This window comes from Paenalicyclobacillus ferrooxydans (genome assembly GCF_001399675.1).
GTDB classification, from domain to species: domain Bacteria; phylum Bacillota; class Bacilli; order Alicyclobacillales; family Alicyclobacillaceae; genus Alicyclobacillus_B; species Alicyclobacillus_B ferrooxydans.
Window position 1 is genome coordinate 1 of sequence record NZ_LJCO01000058.1, and the last position, 15,875, is coordinate 15,875.

At 51.3% G+C, this 15,875-nt stretch carries 17 protein-coding genes; 11 read left to right on the forward strand and 6 right to left on the reverse strand.

Annotated features, from left to right (window positions below):
* The first annotated feature begins 434 nt into the window (after positions 1–434).
* The 3 genes from AN477_RS14005 to AN477_RS14015 are packed head-to-tail and all read left to right on the forward strand — an operon-like array spanning position 435 to position 3,635.
* Entirely contained in the window at positions 435–1,223 is a 789-nt protein-coding gene (locus AN477_RS14005) for a DeoR/GlpR family DNA-binding transcription regulator (protein WP_054969792.1), read from the forward strand.
* Positions 1,216–2,175: a 1-phosphofructokinase gene (gene pfkB, locus AN477_RS14010; RefSeq protein ID WP_054969793.1), complete on the forward strand. Its 960-nt coding sequence runs from the start codon at positions 1,216–1,218 to the stop codon at positions 2,173–2,175. Before AN477_RS14005 ends, pfkB begins: the two co-directional genes overlap by 8 nt.
* 35 nt (positions 2,176–2,210) lie before the next feature.
* Positions 2,211–3,635: a PTS fructose transporter subunit IIC gene (locus AN477_RS14015; RefSeq protein WP_054969794.1), complete on the forward strand. Its 1,425-nt coding sequence runs from the start codon at positions 2,211–2,213 to the stop codon at positions 3,633–3,635.
* 124 nt (positions 3,636–3,759) lie between these two features.
* Here AN477_RS14015 and AN477_RS14020 read toward each other — a convergent pair whose 3' ends face one another.
* Positions 3,760–4,059 (reverse strand): winged helix-turn-helix transcriptional regulator, encoded by a 300-nt coding sequence (locus tag AN477_RS14020; RefSeq protein ID WP_054969864.1) that lies wholly within the window; start codon positions 4,057–4,059, stop codon positions 3,760–3,762.
* Positions 4,060–4,307: 248 nt separating this feature from the next.
* On the opposite strand from AN477_RS14020, the gene trxA reads away from it, so the two are divergent.
* The 7 genes from trxA (at position 4,308) to AN477_RS14055 (ending at position 11,043) form a co-directional block, all read left to right on the forward strand.
* Positions 4,308–4,628, forward strand: coding sequence for a thioredoxin (trxA, locus tag AN477_RS14025; RefSeq protein WP_054969795.1), 321 nt, complete (start codon positions 4,308–4,310; stop codon positions 4,626–4,628).
* A gap of 133 nt (positions 4,629–4,761) precedes the next feature.
* Complete coding sequence (locus AN477_RS14030; RefSeq protein ID WP_054969796.1) at positions 4,762–5,661, forward strand: DMT family transporter; 900 nt, start codon at positions 4,762–4,764, stop codon at positions 5,659–5,661.
* Between the two features lie 121 nt (positions 5,662–5,782).
* On the forward strand, positions 5,783–6,499 hold the full coding sequence (locus tag AN477_RS14035; RefSeq protein ID WP_054969797.1) for an SDR family oxidoreductase: 717 nt from the start codon (positions 5,783–5,785) through the stop codon (positions 6,497–6,499).
* Between the two features lie 39 nt (positions 6,500–6,538).
* Positions 6,539–7,201, forward strand: a complete 663-nt coding sequence (locus AN477_RS14040) for an NADPH-dependent F420 reductase (protein WP_342668563.1) — start codon at positions 6,539–6,541, stop codon at positions 7,199–7,201.
* A gap of 30 nt (positions 7,202–7,231) precedes the next feature.
* Positions 7,232–8,290, forward strand: coding sequence for an LLM class flavin-dependent oxidoreductase (locus AN477_RS14045; protein WP_054969799.1), 1,059 nt, complete (start codon positions 7,232–7,234; stop codon positions 8,288–8,290).
* A 294-nt stretch (positions 8,291–8,584) separates the two neighbouring features.
* A complete protein-coding gene (locus tag AN477_RS14050; protein WP_054969800.1) occupies positions 8,585–8,902 on the forward strand; it encodes a winged helix-turn-helix transcriptional regulator in 318 nt (105 codons plus the stop codon).
* Between the two features lie 182 nt (positions 8,903–9,084).
* Positions 9,085–11,043 carry a TOMM precursor leader peptide-binding protein gene (locus tag AN477_RS14055; protein WP_054969801.1) on the forward strand — a complete coding sequence of 653 codons (1,959 nt, stop codon included), beginning with the start codon at positions 9,085–9,087 and terminating at the stop codon, positions 11,041–11,043.
* Between the two features lie 88 nt (positions 11,044–11,131).
* On the opposite strand, the gene AN477_RS25695 is transcribed toward AN477_RS14055, so the two are convergent.
* From AN477_RS25695 to AN477_RS14070, 5 genes are all read right to left on the reverse strand, one after another.
* Positions 11,132–11,266: a hypothetical protein gene (locus AN477_RS25695; protein ID WP_281176347.1), complete on the reverse strand. Its 135-nt coding sequence runs from the start codon at positions 11,264–11,266 to the stop codon at positions 11,132–11,134.
* 27 nt (positions 11,267–11,293) lie between these two features.
* Positions 11,294–11,416: a hypothetical protein gene (locus AN477_RS25700; RefSeq protein WP_281176348.1), complete on the reverse strand. Its 123-nt coding sequence runs from the start codon at positions 11,414–11,416 to the stop codon at positions 11,294–11,296.
* Between the two features lie 249 nt (positions 11,417–11,665).
* Positions 11,666–13,351 carry a M3 family oligoendopeptidase gene (locus AN477_RS14060; RefSeq protein ID WP_054969802.1) on the reverse strand — a complete coding sequence of 562 codons (1,686 nt, stop codon included), beginning with the start codon at positions 13,349–13,351 and terminating at the stop codon, positions 11,666–11,668.
* A gap of 30 nt (positions 13,352–13,381) precedes the next feature.
* Complete coding sequence (locus AN477_RS14065; protein ID WP_054969865.1) at positions 13,382–13,795, reverse strand: GNAT family N-acetyltransferase; 414 nt, start codon at positions 13,793–13,795, stop codon at positions 13,382–13,384.
* 89 nt (positions 13,796–13,884) lie between these two features.
* Positions 13,885–15,243: a L,D-transpeptidase family protein gene (locus tag AN477_RS14070; RefSeq protein WP_054969803.1), complete on the reverse strand. Its 1,359-nt coding sequence runs from the start codon at positions 15,241–15,243 to the stop codon at positions 13,885–13,887.
* Positions 15,244–15,538: 295 nt separating this feature from the next.
* Here AN477_RS14070 and AN477_RS14075 point away from each other — a divergent pair, with 295 nt between their 5' ends.
* Positions 15,539–15,862, forward strand: coding sequence for an ArsR/SmtB family transcription factor (locus tag AN477_RS14075; protein WP_054969804.1), 324 nt, complete (start codon positions 15,539–15,541; stop codon positions 15,860–15,862).
* The last annotated feature ends 13 nt before the right edge of the window (positions 15,863–15,875 follow it).

A 15,875-nucleotide genomic window follows, 5' to 3' on the forward strand; every position in this document is an offset into this window, starting at 1 on the left:
GGATCGTAAAAGCCTATAGCAAAAAATGGATGATGCTACCTGCTTATTCACCAGTTGTCTTGTTTCAGCGTTCATGCCGAAAATGATAAAAACTAAATATTCAGACCGCGTTAATGCAACGCTAGTGATCATTGGATAAGCAACCGCCTTTCCCGACTGCCTGATTTATTTTCTGTCTACTCGGCAGGTTCAGACAGCGTTTTCAAATTCGTTTGACACACATTATCTTACTGCATATAATGAGCTCATTCAATCACAAATGAGCGAAAATGAGCTTTATAGTTCATTTGATCGCTCTAAAATGAGCAAAAGAAACGCACATCCAGTGTTCGGTCGTGTGGCTCTCCTGGCAGTTAGTAGTTCACTAACCTACCGGTTTGAATACTTGATGACTGCCGCCAGAGCATCGGCAAGTTCTCGTGGGGGGAATGACAGTGTTTTCGGATGAACGCAAGGCCATGATTGTCGCGTACCTCTCTGAGCACAGGCGTCTGACTGTGGCGGAAGTTGCAGCGCACCTCGACGTGTCTGAGACCACCATTCGCAGAGACTTGCACGAGCTCGAGCATCAGGGGCTGTTGCGAAGAACGCACGGTGGAGCGGTTGGTCTCGAGGTGGCTGGTTTTGAGCCGAGTGTTCAAGAAAAGTCGCACCGTTTTGCTCCTGAGAAGTCAAGGATCGCGACAAGAGCCCAGCAGTTCATTCGCCCTGGAGACACGGTATTGCTCGACTCCGGAACCACGACGCTTGAGATTGCCAAAGCGCTGCCGGACATCCCAATCACGGTGGTCACCAACAGTCTGGCCATTAGTGCCGAAATGGCCCAACGTGAGAAGGTCAGTGTCGTCATGCTTGGCGGCGAGTTGAGGAAAACGACGGGGGCTTTTGTTGGTCCATTTGCTGAGCGGATGCTCGGTCAGGTGAATGTCGATAAGCTGTTTCTGGGGATGAACGGGATCGACATTGACCGAGGACTCACTACGGTGAATGCCATCGAGGCTTCGACCAAAAAAGCCATGATAGCATCAGCCAGGGAAGTGTTCCTTGTCACGGACTTCAGCAAGTTTGACCAGGTTTACTTGGTGACCGTTGGCGATCTCGGTGTGATTGACACGTTGATCTGCGATTCGCCCTTGCCGCCAGAGTATCACGCTCTTTGTGTCGACAAGGGAATAGAAGTGGTTATTGCACAAGAACAACCGGAGGGGGAGCAGAATGAATGAATCAGACACCACGACCCGTTTACCGGTCATCACAGTTACACTGACACCTGCCGTCGATGTTTCATTGACGGTGCCGACCCTCGAGCCTGGAACCCTCCATCGTTTGCCAGGCGTTCGGCAGGACCCGGGAGGCAAGGGCATCAATGTTTCAAAGGCACTGAAATCTTTTGGTGTACCGACACTGGCAACGGGTTTCTTGGGAGGGGACAGAGGCCGGTGGATTGAGGACAGGCTCGACGAAGCTGGAATCGGCCATCAGTTTGTTCACACCCAAGACGAAACAAGGATGAACGTGAAGGTGACCGAAGAGAATGGTCGCTTAACAGAGTTTAACTCCTTGAGCCCGGCGTGCAGCACAGAAGCGTGGCAGAGTCTTGTTGCTTGGCTGCTGGAGTCATTGCAGAAAGACCAGTGGATTACCTTTTGCGGGAGATTGCCTGACGGGGTTTCGGCGGACTGGTACGCAAGAGCGATTCAAGCAGCAAAAGATATTGGGGCGAAGATTGTCCTCGATGCCAGCGGTGAAGGCCTTGAGCATGGTGTACAGGCTGCGCCGCACGTAGTGAAGCCCAATCGATTGGAACTGAGCCGCCTCCTCAATCGGGATTTAAACACAACGCGCGAAATTGTCGACGCATGTCAAAAATTGCTCCAAACAGGAATCCAAACGGTTGTCGTTTCGCTTGGCGAAGATGGCCTTATCGGCGCTGTCCAAGATGAAATCCTGGAAGTGAAGGTACCGAAGGTGACAGCAGTTTCATCTGTTGGTGCCGGAGATACCCTGGTGGCTGGACTTCTTTATGGCATTTATCATGATTATTCCTTTTCGGAAACACTTCGGTTTGCCGCCGCATCAGGTACGGCTGCGGCAAGCACACCAGGCACAGCACAACCAACGTTGGTGGACGTACAGTCATTGCTTTCACAAGTGACCGTGAAGCCTTATTTGTAGGTCGTAACTTACACTTTGAAGGGAGGCCGGATTGTATGCCAAAGGTCGTTGCTATTACGGCATGCCCAACCGGTATTGCACATACCTTCATGGCTGAAGAAGGCCTGAAGAAAGCTGCAAAAGAACTTGGATACGAAGTAAAGGTCGAAACACAAGGTGCTGCGGGAGCTGAAAATGTCCTTTCCGCGGCGGATATTGCAGATGCAGACGCAGTCATCATTGCGGCAGACAAAGCTGTGGAACTCGATCGTTTTAAGGGCAAGAAAATGCTGGAGACCTCCGTGTCGAGTGCCATTAAAGATGCGAAATCGTTGATTGAGGCTTCCATGCAGGCGGATGTATACGGAAGCCCAAGCGTAAAGGAAGACTACCTCGACCGGGTTCAGGAAATCAAAGCCGACCGGAAAGCTAAGTCAAAAACTCCTGCAGCTTACAAGCATTTGATGAATGGCGTCTCGAACATGCTTCCCCTTGTTATCGCTGGTGGTATTTTCATTGCCATCTCGTTTGCCATCAACATCGACGGCAAGACCCCGTTGTCTCAGGCCTTCCTGAACATTGGCGGCAATTCAGCGTTTAAGTTGTTTGTTCCGATTCTTGCTGCGTTCATTTCACAATCGATTGCGGATCGTCCTGGTTTTGCTCCAGGTTTAGTTGGCGGTTGGATAGGCACGCAAGGTTTCATGTACGGTGACCAAAACGCGAGTGCGGGTTACCTGGGCGGAATTATTGCCGGTTTCCTCGCCGGTTATATCACGCTTGGACTGAAGAAAGCCATCCGCTTGCCGAGAACCCTCGAAGGCCTGAAGCCGATCCTCATTCTTCCCTTACTGTCAGTGGGTATTATCGGTTTCCTCATGATATACGTGCTAGGCAGGCCGATTGCTGCACTGATGCAGGCGATGACGAACGGACTGACCTCGATGGGGGCGTCCGGTTCTATCGGTCTAGGCTTATTGCTTGGCGCCATGATTGCCTTCGACATGGGCGGACCAGTCAACAAGGTTGCGTATTTCTTCGCGGTAGGCTTGCTCGGTGCGAAAACAACCGAATCTCAGGTCATTATGGCAGCGGTCATGGGCGCGGGTATGGTACCGCCGCTCGGTCTTGCGCTCGCAACTTTCCTTCGCAAACGCAAGTTTTACCAGGAAGAACGCGATGCAGGCAAAGCTGCACTCGTCTTAGGACTTTGCTTCATCACTGAAGGCGCAATTCCGTTTGCATCGAACGATCCGTTCCGAGTCATTCCGTCCATTATGGTTGGCTCGGCAGTCACAGGTGCACTGACCATGCTCTTTAAAGTCACATCTCCGGCACCACATGGCGGCATCTTCGTGTTCTGGTTGATTGGCCACGTGTGGGCCTACGTGCTTGCCATCTTGATTGGCGCCATCATCACAGCAGTGATTGTGAGTATGTTGAAAAAGACAGTCGATGCAGAGCACATGGCTGAAGCCTAAGCAGAAGGTAAGCCAAGGCTGTGCCGAGTCTGCAATGGTGCCCCACGGCAGAAACTCGAGCAAACATCTGTTAACTTAACAACGCCCTGCCGCTCATCGTTTGGATGAGTTGCGGGGCGCTTCATTATTCAGGCAGCCATTCGTCTGCCCAGATTTGCACGGCCTCAACGACAGGGTGGAGGCCTCGTCCTTTTTCCGTGAGCTCGTATTCAATTCGCACCGGAGTCTCAGGATAGACTCTCCTGTTCACGACCCCTGCGTCTTCCAACTCTCGAAAGCGTTCGGACAACATCCGTTCACTCATATCGGGAATGATGGCAGCAATCTCAGAAAAGCGTCTGGGTCCTCCGCAAAGTGTGCGTAGAATCAGACCTGTCCATCGTTTTCCGAGCAGGTCGAACGCCTGCTTGAACCTTGGACACATTTCATCGTAGTTGTGGTTCACGTGTCTCACCTCCACCTTATTTTATCACCTATACTTGACAAAAGTAAGTGCTTGGTTGTATTCTGCCTGTTGTCAGGTGTTACTTACGATTCGTAACACCATTGAATAAAAGAAGTCGAGCTGTTTCGGAGACCATTTCCGCGACCTTTTTATTAGGCCGTTTGGGAGGCTGTCTGAAAGACGGGTCACCAGACGCTCATAAACAAGTCTTGAAAGGGGAATTTTGAATGGCGACGCAAAAGGTTACTGACGCTACATTTCAGGAGTTCATCCAGGGAGATAAGCCAGTGTTGGTCGATTTCTGGGCTACTTGGTGTGGACCATGCAAAATGATGGCTCCCGTCCTTGAAGAGGTTTCGGATCAATACGAAGATAAGCTGACGGTGGGAAAACTGGACGTGGATGCAAATCCTGCCACTGCACAGCAATTCGGGATCATGAGCATTCCAACATTGGTTCTGTTCCAAAACGGCAAAGCATTGAAACAGATTGTAGGTTATCGTCCCAAAGCAGATTTGGTATCCCAGTTGGCAGACGTGATTGCCTAAGAAACGCTTGGTGATACAGCTCATGACAAGAGCATCATCCACACTGAGGGGGTTTTGCGGTGAGGAAGGTATTGACCCAACAGTCCAGTAGGTATGAGACCAATGGGAAGTTCGCAGGGGCACTGCAGAGCCGATGAAATACTACTTATTGTTGGTACTGACGAGCTTGCTGTGGGCTGGCAATTTCGTTACTGGGAAGTTTTTGGTGGGTCACACAACCGCCCTCACAATTACGGATTTTCGGTGGGCGATTGCCGTCGTCTTTCTGATTCCTGTATTGTGGCTGACCGACAGAAAGTTCCTGCCGCCACCACGAGCTTGGATTCCACTGATACTGATGGCACTGACGGGTGTGGTGTTGTTTAACTACTTTACTTACCTGGCGCTTCATTACACGACACCCGATACAGTCGGGCTGCTGTCAGCCCTGAATCCCATCGCAATCGCGATCGCATCGTTCATCTTCCTTCGGGAAAGACTCGGTGCACGGCAAATTTTGGGTATGCTGGTGTCCCTGTTTGGAGTTATCGTGGTCGTGACGAAAGGCCACGTAGCCGGACTGGTTCACTTTCAGGTCAACACCGGGGTCTGGTTGATGCTTGCTGCGGTTGGCTCGTGGGGACTCTACGCGGTGGCAGGCCGCAATGCTATGAAACACATGTCCGCATACGGAGCAACGCTTTGGGCAGGGATTATCGGTGTCGTTGTAATGCTCCCATTTGACTTGCCATCCCTGATGTTTTCACATTTGGATACGCCGTTTTGGGTCTCACTGTTTTACACCGCGATTGGCGGTACGGTGATTGCCATGGTGCTTTGGAACACCGGCATTCAACGAGTGGGCGGCACGAAATCAGGGATGTTCTTAAATTTTAACCCTATTTTTACAGCAGTTCTCGCCTACCTCCTGATGGGGGAAACGGTGCAAACGGCACAAGTCATCGGTACATTGATTGTCATTGCAGGAGTCTCATTGTTTGCTATCCAGCGCTCGAAAAAGCGTCAGGCGGAAGATCAGAGTGAGGCAGCGTAAGGTAGCGTAAGGGATGCGCGTGATACGGCTGCCGAGGCATCAGGTGAACCGCTGACAATAAAGGAGCATTGTCAGCGGTTCATTTTTTGGTGTATCCAGACTAGCAGGAGGGAAAATTTACATGTCTTTAGAAAATCATCGTGTAGTTATTGTTGGCGGCACGTCCGGGATTGGCCTTGCTGTTGCGAAGGCGTTTCTCAACCGGGGAGCGGACGTGATTGTGGCGAGCCGCTCAGAAGAAAAGATCCAGGCGGCGAAAACTGAACTTGGAGAGCGTGCGTCAGGCCATGTTCTTGATTTTCGTAACGAGGAGAACGTGAAGGCGTTTTTCGAGACTGTTGGTGAGTTTGATGACTTGGTGGTCACCGCAGGCGACGGCGTGATGGGGCCATTTGAATCCCTGCCTGTCGATGAAGCGAAATCGGCATTCGACAGCAAATTCTGGGGGCAATACGTAACGGTAAAGGCCGCGTTGCCGCATGTCAAAAAGAGCGGGTCGATTACTCTGACCTCAGGGGTATACGGACAGCGACCACCTCAAGGAGCTTCCGCGCTTGCAGCTATCAACTCTGCTGTTGAAGGGCTTGCACGGGGCCTGGCGGTGGATGCAGCGCCCATCCGCGTGAATGTTGTCTCTCCCGGTCTCGTCGATACGCCCATTTACAGTGGTATGGAACAAACCGCACGGGAAGGCATGTTTGATGCCGTCGCACAGTCTTTATTGTTGAAGCACGTGGCAAAACCTGAAGAGATCGCAGAGGCCTATGTGTATCTCGCAGAGAACACGTTCACCACCGGATCGACCATGCAAATTGAAGGCGGAGCACTGCTCTCCTGAGATCGTGGACAAACCAATGAAGTTGAGAAAGAGGGATATATCATGAAGATTGCAGTCATTGGAACAGGCAACATCGGTGGCACGCTTACCCGTCGGTTTACTGCGCTCGGTCACGAGGTTTCGATTGCCAATTCCCGCGGCCCGCAGACGCTCAAAGACCTTGCGGCTGAGACGGGCGCGCACGCGGCAGACATTCGCGAAGTGGTCCGCGGGGCTGAAGTCATTGTGGTCACGATTCCTGAGAAGAACATCCCGAGCTTGCCGGATGACCTGTTTGCCGATGTACCGGACGATGCGGTGGTTATCGATACCGGAAACTATTATCCCAAACAGCGCGATGGCCGAATTGCCGAAATCGAAGATGGACTGCCGGAGAGCCGCTGGGTTGAACAGCAACTCGGTCGACCGGTGATCAAGGTGTTTAACAACATCTACGCTAAGCACCTGCTCGAGCGAGGCGTTCCGGCAGGAACTCCAGGGCGGATCGCGCTCCCTGTCGCTGGCGATGACTTGGCTGCGAAACAAAAGGTCATGGGCTTGGTCGATGAACTTGGTTTTGATCCGGTAGATGCAGGGAGTCTCGATGAGTCCTGGCGGCAGCAACCCGGAACACCGTGCTACGGAGCTGATTCTGACGCGGACGGACTGCGACAGGCGCTGAGCCAAGCGAGCCCTGTGCGCACAGAGGATTGGCGGGCATAAAGAGGACGAAACCCTTAGGAGGCAGCTCTGTTGGAAATCGGTTTGACGACATTTGCAGAAACAACGCCAGACGTAAAAACGGGTGAGGTGAAATCTCACGCTGAACGCCTGCGGGAGGTGGTCGAAGAGATTGTGCTTGCCGACGAAGTCGGGCTTGATGTGTATGGTGTCGGTGAGCACCATCGCAAGGACTACGCATCGTCAGCACCAACCTTGGTCCTCGCGGCAGCCGCTTCAAGGACGAAGCGCATTCGACTCACCAGTGCTGTGACGGTTTTGTCCTCTGCCGATCCGGTGCGGGTGTTTCAAGAGTTCTCAACACTTGATGGGATTTCAAATGGACGGGCGGAAATCATGGCGGGACGAGGTTCGTTTATTGAATCATTCCCATTGTTCGGATATGACCTAAACGACTACGATGAACTGTTTGAAGAGAAACTGGCGTTGCTGCTGAAATTGTGCGAATCGGAGAAAGTGAATTGGCCAGGAGGGCATCGCCCGGCCATTCACAACCTCGGTGTTTATCCTCGCCCTGTGCAGGATCCGCTTCCAGTATGGATCGGCAGCGGCGGGAACTCGGAGTCTGTGGTTCGAGCAGGGCTTCTTGGATTACCGCTGGTGCTAGCCATCATCGGTGGCAGCCCGCGGCAGTTTGCACCCTTGGTGCAACTCTATAGGAAGGCCTTATCCCATGCAGGACACGATGCAGCAAAGTTTCCTGTGGCATCCCATTCTCATGGGTTCATTGCCCAGACAACAGACATCGCAGTTGAAAAGTTCTTTCTCCCCACGCAGCAGGCCATGAACGTGCTGGGTCGGGAGCGCGGATGGGGGCATTATGACAAAGCCGCCTTTGATGCAGCACGCAGCTTCGAAGGCGCACTGTACGTTGGCGATCCGACAACCGTAGCAGAGAAGATTATTCACCTCCGGAAAACCGTCGGTATCACTCGGTTCATGTTGCACGTGCCTGTTGGATCGATGCCCCACGACGATGTCATGAAGGCGATTGAACTCTTAGGTACCGAGGTCGCTCCAAAGGTTCGCGAAGAGGTTGCAGCATGGGAAGCCGTCAATCAAACATACTGACTCTAGTGATTCATAACCACCACTGCAGTGACTGCGACAGCGACTAGGACTTTAGCCATATGTTACTGTCAGGACACCCTCTAAGGACGGGGGACTAATGATTCGGGTTGCAACAGGCTGTAGCCATTATGGCGCAGTCTGATGATCCCATTTACACATTCGAGAGTTCTCACTAGAATTTATTTAGGTATTAAACTATAATGTGGGATTCGAATAGCCTGCCTATGTACTTCGACAGACTTTGTGTGACGTCCGCAACCCCCGTCTCAGAGCGACTTCTTGGAGTGATGGTGAATGGACAATTCTGTAATTTCCCCAAGATTCACATCGGCCTTCGACATTCTTGGGAAGCGTTGGACTGGTTTAATTATCGCAACGCTGGTCGACGGGCCTCATCATTTTAACGAAATCTTGGAGCTCATCCCGGAACTGAACGAATCGATGTTGTCGAAACGGCTGAAAGAGATGATTGGGGAAGGAATTGTCACCCGGGATGTTTACTCTCAGACGCCCGTATGTATCGAATACCGATTGACGGACAAAGGTCAGGCTCTCCACAGTGTTCTAGAGGAAGTGTATGATTGGGCTGATGTTTGGATGGACGACATGTAAGTTAATCGAACCATTCACAAGTGCTCTCACGAAAAGTTAGAAGCCCTGAAGGCTACGTATTGGGTACATTGTTCTATTCGCGATGGGTTCTATTCGCAAGGATAACTGAATATATAGATACGTGAACATTTTGACCCATGAAACCGGAACGAAATGACTGATACGTAACAATGGGGGATACAATGAACATTGTTTTATTCCAGAGCGGTTCCATACTGGGCAAACAAATCATTGATACCTGGTTCCAAAAGTACAGTCGGTCGAGTGAATACCAATTGGTCCACAACTGTTCACTGGACGATCTAGACACATACCACCCCAAACTGGTCATTTTAGCGTCCGAGTTGAATTCTGACTTTGAGCAGTCGGTACTCCAAAAGTGCCGGGACCTCAAAGTCAGCATCTTGTCTGTGCTCGGCAGGGGGGCGACGGTGCTGCTAGGGCCACTGGAGAGGCCGGGAATACCAGGTTGTGTGACCTGTTTACAGTTGCGCTTTGAAAACACATTTGAACGTAGTCTTCAGACTCTCTTTGGTCCCAGTGATAGTGCTCCTGTAGAGTTATCTCCGCCCTCCCTTGGCAGACTGGGAGACATCGTCACCGATGAGATACGGTCTTTGATGATGGAATTTCCAACACACCTACATTCCTGGGGGAAGGTCGGCGTGTATGAAGAAGACGAGGACATCGAGTGGGTCACGATTTTGCCAAGTCACGATTGCCCTCGTTGTCAACTGATGCCGGATGACAACCCGGCTCTTGCAGAACTGCAATTTACTTCTCACATCGTAGCCGATGCGGCTGCACTCAGGGTAAAAAACGTAGACTTCGAGGCGTTACAAACGTCTTTCATGCACACCAAGGTAGGATACATCTCGGCTGTGAATCAATCCTCGGTTGGGGACAGCCATGTTCGAGCAGACGCCTGCATTTATACACCTGCCGGTGCTGACATTGTCGGATACGGCTCGGGCCTCTCCATCATCGATGCGAAGCAATCCGCAATGCTTGAGGTGCTGGAGCGCAGTTGTGGATTTCAGGCTGTCAATCGTCGCCCTGTCGTCTTTGAAAAGTATTCAGAACTCGGCCCCTCTGCAGTACACCCGTCAAAGTTCGGATTACACAACTATGAGTTGTTGCAGTCTTTACACCATACCCTAGAACCCTTTCATGAGGATACGAAGTATTCGTGGATCTGGGCGTACTCGACTACATCTCAGAGCCCCGTCCTCGTCCCGGAGCAGATTGCCTTCTATGGACCAACGGCGGACGAGAGGCGGTTCGTGACAGAGACCTCGAACGGATGTGCCATCGGAGGGACCGTCGAAGAGGCCGTTCTTCACGGGGTTTTTGAAGTTCTGGAACGGGATGGATTTTTGAACATGTGGTATGCCAAGATGCCAGTGCCAGAGCTGAGACTAGGTCAGCATTGCCCGGCCAAGACGTCCGAAGCCTTCAATTACTTGGTCGAGGAAGGATATCAGGTTCGCCTGTTTGATGTCTCCCATGACCTTCGTATACCAGCCATTTGTGCGGTTGCCATAAATACTGAGAACAGCTATCCAAAAGTGGTCAGCGGATCGGCATGCCATTTAAATCCCTATCAGGCAGTATCCGCGGCACTTCGGGAACTCACCGTTCAAGTCGTCAATCTCAAGCAAGGCCGCAAAGCGAAGCGTAAACAGGCCGTATCTATGCTGTTGGATCCAAAACAAATCACTGACATTCTCGATCACGTTGCGGTTTCGGCCCTGCCAGAAGCCTACCCGCGGTGGAAGTTTCTCTTGAGGCAGGGAAATCGAAGACGAGTTCGCACCGTCGAAGAAGTATACACCGACGTAGATGCGCGATACCAAGTCAATACGAGAGACATTCGACTGATACTAGGTGCGGTACTGGAAGACCTGCATAGGCGGGGGTTCGACGTGATCGTCGTAAATCAGACCGGTGTGGAAGTATCTTACGGTGGACTGCACGCCGTGAAGGTGTTAATACCTGGCATGACGCCGATCACGTTTGGTTACGGCCTTCAACGAGTTCGGGGGCTCAGTAGATTGTACGAATTGCCATGCCGATTGGGATACAGACAACGGGTGCTGACGGAAGCCGACATGAACCTGTATTGTCATCCACTTTCCTAACCGGACTTCGGACAGCATGAATTCAGAGACCAAACAGCGTAAAGAGGCGGTGGGGAGATGTTCTCCCACCGCCTTCAAGGTGAACTTCTTAGTAGGCGCCGCCGCCACCTGCACAACTTCCGCCGCCGCCCCAGTAAGGAACGAGCAGGATGAACAGTACGAAGATAATCAGGAACACGACTGCCCATTGTGTGTAACCGCCGAATACTCCACCACCGTACACTTGTATCACCTCGCACTATTTTTCAAATCAGTAACCGCCGCCAGCGCAGCTGCCTCCGCCGTAATACGGCACAAGCAAGAAGAACAATACAAAGATGATGAGAAACACAACAGCCCAGCGTGTGTATCCACCAAAGGCTCCACCGTACATCGAAATCCCTCCTCTGAGTCCGACGTGGTTTAGGGTATGCCCTTGGACAAGTAGCAGGGCAAGGCGGATGCATAGGGGACCAGCACATTTAGCAGAAAAAAAAGACCCGGATTCAGGGGGATATGGAGTCAGAAAAAGCCCGCGATAGGGGGGAGTCGGTGACAGGTTCGTGAGCGTCATCATCAGGAGAGCGAGGGGGGGGCGAGGATAGGAAGTACGATATTGAAGATGACAGTCAGGGTGTGAAGTTTATTGCAGTTCGTTGATAAGTTGTTCCACAAATTCGGCCGCCTTTTGGAGTGCAGGAGCTGAGAAATCGAACGTGATACCCGTTGCCTGATAAATTTCAGCAATGGATAGGTTGATATTTGCGCTGGCACCTTGTTTGTACAGCGCAACGGCTAGCTGTGGGTTTTGTCGATAGAGCTGGAGCAACTGAAAGGCACCGAGCACAGAGATGGAGTATTCAATGGAGTAAAAAGGATACAGAAAGTAATGGCTTGTGTCGATCCAACTCGTTGACATATCTGATTCGAGACCTGCAAGATCCACAGGGCTTTCTTTGTATTGCTTGCTGATTTCCAAAAAGCACTGATCCCTTTCTTCCACTGTGTGAGTTGGGTGAGTGTACATCCAAGTCTCAAAAACATCCCTTGTCACAGGGCCCAATAGGAGGCCTAGTGCTCTGCGCACCTCCTCCCGCCTTGCACTCCTGAACTCACTTGAATTTGGGTAGAAGACATCCAGTTTGTCGAGCAACAGCAGTTCCATGCTGTGCGAAAACAGTTCGGTAACCTCATCGCGCCAGTTTTGCTCGTCAAAATCACGGTTCAAGTATGTATTGATGGCATGCCCCATCTCATGGATGAGTGCGATGATCGCGTTGAACGACGGGCCAAAATTGGTGAACACAAATGCGTTTTGCGTCGCCGGCAAGGGATCCATAAATCCTCCCGAGTGCTTGCCCGGTCTCCATTCAACATCGAGGAGTCCGGTTTGTCTCATCAATTGAAACTGTTCCTCGAAGTACGCGTCCGTTTTCCCGAACATCTTCTGGACACCGTCCATGAGTTCGGTGACGGTTGAGAAGGGAGATTGATGCAGCAGCCTGGTGGTATTATCCCACGGGCGCCAGCGGTCCACGCCAAGATCCGACTGCAACACGGAGGAAAGGCGATTCCAAGAGGGAACAATCAACTGTAGTGCTGAGGTGTGAAGGTTGGAACAGTCCTGCAAGCTGTACTCCCTGTTCTTAGATACGAACATATAATCCCGATAGTTTTTAAACCCGGCGTTCAATGCAATTTGATGGCGAATTGCAATGAGTTCACTCATCATTGCATCCATTTCTGGCTTCACTGAACGCCGAGCTTTAGCGAGTGCGCGCCAAGCCTGTTCACGAACGGCTCTGTCTGGATTGTCCAATTGTGCTTGAACATAGGAGTAGGACCTTCTTTGTCCGGCCCATGCAATCGATATGCCGCCTTTCACTTCACTATATTTCACGCCGAGCTGTTTCTCGCGGACGATAAGAGGTATGTTCTCTTCACGAAACAGCGCTGATTTGGACTGCCTGACTGTTTTCATCCTCTTATACCTGCGGTTATCGAGCTTTTCCGTGAGCGGACAAGCCAGGAATTTTTTATCGAGCTTTGCCGCATACGTCATTAAAAGGGGCTGAATGACCGTTTGGTCATACATGTGAATGTCATGCTTGGCAGCACTCGCTGTGTCCCGGTAAAAGTCGATCTTGTGACCGGTCATCGCTTCTTGGACCCGGCGAAGGAGCCTTTGCTCCTGTTCAATCCAGTCCTCGAGATGAGACAGTTCCTGGATCTCACGACTGACGAGCGCATCAAATTCGCGTTGTAACTGTTGTACATCCCTCAGATAAGGGTCATCCAAGTAATACGTCTGTGGCTGGTTATCCAACATGCATAAACCTCCGGTGGCGCATTGGTTCGTTCACAAATGCAGCATGAGGCGAATCATATCTCGGCACTGCAGGCCATTTTCGTAGATTGGTTCAGGGTAATGCCTGGTAAAGAAATCGGGATCGACGCCAGTCATTCGAAAACCGCACTTTTGGTAAAGTGCCAGTTGTCCAAATGAAGAGTTGCCGGTCCCGAGTTCCATGGTTTTGTATCCCAGCGAACGCGCTGTTTCGATGGCGTGGTTTACCAGCTGTTTTCCGATCCCGCGGCCTTGCTGCTCCTCTGCCACAGCGATGTTAACCAGTTCGACCGTCTGCGGTCGGGTATCAATCATGACATAAACACCGACTACCTGACCGTCCAATTCCGCAACAAAGCAAGAGCCCCGATGAATGTAACTGCCGATGATGTCAGGTGACGGATCGGCCAGTAACAGTAACGACATCGGAAGCGATTCAGCGGGCGCGAGTCGTCGAATTTGAAGGCTCTTCAGTAAAATCACCTCTACGAACCTGTGCTTCACGTATGAACGGCTCACTTGCCAGTCGAATTACCGGTGGAGTTGCCAGTTGTGTTGCTTGTTGAATTACCGGTTGAATTACCGGTTGAATTACCGGTTGAATGGCCGGTTGAATGGCCGGTTGTGTTACCGGTTGTGTTACCGGTTGTGTTACCGGTTGAATTACCGGTTGAATGGCCGGTTGTGTTACCGGTTGTGTTACCGGTTGTGTTACCGGTTGTGTTACCAGTTGTGTTACCGGTTGTGTTACCGGTTGTGTTACCGGTTGTATTGCCAGTTGTGTTACCAGTTGTGTTACCGGTTGTGTTGCCAGTTGTGTTACCGGTTGTGTTGCCAGTTGTGTTACCCGATCCTGCGGATTTGCCCGTTGTCCCTGAAGGGTTTGTCTGTGTTGGTGCAGTTGACTTGGACCCAGCCGAATAATGTCCTTCGACGGTCACCACGGTTCCATAATGCAGGTATGACCAGACGACCTTTGCATGGCTAATGGGTAATTCAACGCATCCCACACTTTGAGGGAAACCATATGATGCACGTGGGAAGCCATGAATGGCTTCACTGCCGTAGTAGTAGTTGACGTACGGCACTCCAGGATCGGAGTACTTCGTGCCATTTGGATTCGTACCTCTCATGGTCTGTGAGACAAACCGCTCGTACACCGCAAACGTACCATCCGTTGAGGGTGCAGCAGGTACACCGGTATTTGCGATAGATTGATATACCCATTTACCATCCTGCCAAATGTGGATTTCCTCGGGGGATGGGTTCTTGGTTACAAGGACGTAGGTGTATGGGTTTGGGTTTTGTCTGGCATTTAAGCTGAGAATAGCCTGCCATACTGCCTTGCCGGCAATACCGTCCACTGCCAGCCCGTTGACATGCTCAACTGCAATCACTGCTGCTCTGGTCATTTCCGTGTACGTATTTGGTGACCACTGGGCAGCTAGACCCGACGGTATATTAGCAAAACGCCACTGGAAGGAAGCGCTCGGCGGAGAGTAAAGGTTTGAAAGTGCAATTGTTGGCGGCGTGGCAGAACTGATGGTTACTGGCAGGTAACCCAACTCTGCAAGACGCTCGTTCAGTGCAAGGACTTGCGGGCCCGATACGTCGAGGCCAAAAGACGGATACACAGGTTGTTGTGGGGGCGATGAGACGGTCGTTACGCTCACGTTGTTTCCACCCGTGGATCCAGAAGAATTTGCAACCTGGTTTGTGCCGACTGAGTTGGTCTGCGTTGTCGTGGTCGTTGTCGTCGGGACCGACAAAAGAGATGGTTTGGATGTGCCGATGCCAAATACATCACAGCCGGTTTGGCTAGCACCGATTAATATCAAAAATCCTAAGATAGACAGTTGCTGCCTTCGTCGCATTCGCTCACCTCATTACACCTCATCATAAGTGTACATCTATTTTGACGGATTTCCCTGATGAAGTGTTTCACCGGAAAATTAAAATTTCCTTTTGAACTCGTCCTGATCTCGCTTTGATCTCGCTTTGATCTCGCTTGATTTCACCTTGATCTTGGCTTGATCCCACCTGTGGTGCGGTTTGATGCAGTGCTGAAACATGTTCAGGTGCTTGATCTTATGTGCAAATAACTATAAGGTTATGTAGTGCCTTCGACAGCTCTGCACTGCACCGTCGTGGCAAGGAGGCGAAGTACAAGTGGAACTTGATGAACTTGCTGATGCTTTAAAGGCTCTCGGGGAAACGACTAGGCTAAAGATTGTGGCTCTGCTCAATATTCGCGAATGTTGTGTCTGTGAACTCGTACCTTTCTTCGGTATCTCTCAACCCGCAGTGTCAAAACACATGAGCCGTCTGAAATCGGCTGGAATCGTTACAGAGACCAGGAGAGGGCAGTGGGTGTTTTATGCACTTAATCGTGATCGCATAAGGCAGCTGTGTGTATCCCTCGACAACTTGCCAGACCTGTCAGGAGAAATCCGAAAGCTCGAGCAACAAGGACATCTGGTCTGTACTGAGTGAATGGATTCGGATT

Coding starts and splice junctions, on each gene's coding strand:
- pfkB (WP_054969793.1), top strand. CDS start 1,216: ATGAATGAATCAGACACCACGACCCGTTTACCGGTCATCACAGTTACA.
- AN477_RS14015 (WP_054969794.1), top strand. CDS start 2,211: ATGCCAAAGGTCGTTGCTATTACGGCATGCCCAACCGGTATTGCACAT.
- AN477_RS14020 (WP_054969864.1), bottom strand. CDS start 4,059: ATGTGTCCAAGGTTCAAGCAGGCGTTCGACCTGCTCGGAAAACGATGG.
- trxA (WP_054969795.1), top strand. CDS start 4,308: ATGGCGACGCAAAAGGTTACTGACGCTACATTTCAGGAGTTCATCCAG.
- AN477_RS14030 (WP_054969796.1), top strand. CDS start 4,762: ATGAAATACTACTTATTGTTGGTACTGACGAGCTTGCTGTGGGCTGGC.
- AN477_RS14035 (WP_054969797.1), top strand. CDS start 5,783: ATGTCTTTAGAAAATCATCGTGTAGTTATTGTTGGCGGCACGTCCGGG.
- AN477_RS14050 (WP_054969800.1), top strand. CDS start 8,585: ATGGACAATTCTGTAATTTCCCCAAGATTCACATCGGCCTTCGACATT.
- AN477_RS14055 (WP_054969801.1), top strand. CDS start 9,085: ATGAACATTGTTTTATTCCAGAGCGGTTCCATACTGGGCAAACAAATC.
- AN477_RS25700 (WP_281176348.1), bottom strand. CDS start 11,416: ATGTACGGTGGAGCCTTTGGTGGATACACACGCTGGGCTGTTGTGTTT.
- AN477_RS14060 (WP_054969802.1), bottom strand. CDS start 13,351: ATGTTGGATAACCAGCCACAGACGTATTACTTGGATGACCCTTATCTG.
- AN477_RS14065 (WP_054969865.1), bottom strand. CDS start 13,795: ATGTCGTTACTGTTACTGGCCGATCCGTCACCTGACATCATCGGCAGT.
- AN477_RS14070 (WP_054969803.1), bottom strand. CDS start 15,243: ATGCGACGAAGGCAGCAACTGTCTATCTTAGGATTTTTGATATTAATC.